Source organism: Effusibacillus consociatus, from assembly GCF_042652925.1.
GTDB lineage: Bacteria > Bacillota > Bacilli > Tumebacillales > Effusibacillaceae > Effusibacillus > Effusibacillus consociatus.
Map to the genome: position 1 here is coordinate 1 of NZ_JBHSHC010000171.1, position 545 is coordinate 545.

Consider the following 545-nt stretch of genomic DNA (forward strand, 5'->3'; position numbering starts at 1 on the left):
ATTCGTTCCAAGCCATTGTCACCAACGCCGATCTTAACCCGTTACCGCTACTTCGCTCGTACAACGAACGCGCGAACATCGAGAACCGAATCGACGAATTGAAAGAAGGCTACGCGGTGGAGCAAAACAGCCAGCATTCCATGCTCCGCAACCTGCTGTTCAGTTGGATCAAAGCGATCGCCTACAACCTAATGGTCTGGTTCAAACAGGCACTGATGCCGGAAGCGATGCAGCGATGTGAAGTACAAACCATCCGCCGGGCCGTGATCCGGGTGCCCGGCAATGTAGTCGGTTCCGACCGGTACCAGCATATCCGGCTTGCTCCCAATCCGAGACTCGCCGCCATCGTCAGAACGATGCAGCAAAAGATCAGAGAGTTAGCGGAGCGGTTAATGCCAGTCTTGCAAACGGCTTGACAGTTCATTCACTGAACAAAAGAGGGAACACGACCTGTACTAATACGGGCTTCTTTGGGTTGCCTCAAAATCGTCAGCACTCCAGTGCGAAGCGAAATCCGTCGCACAGTTCCAAATGATTCTTCGCAT

Annotated in this window: 1 protein-coding gene; it reads left to right on the forward strand. The window is 52.8% G+C overall.

The genetic code is table 11. The features are described from left to right. The coding region (locus tag ACFO8Q_RS23815) for a transposase (RefSeq protein WP_380029869.1) at nucleotides 1-416 on the forward strand (416 nt) is incomplete at its 5' end. Nucleotides 417-545 lie beyond the last annotated feature (129 nt).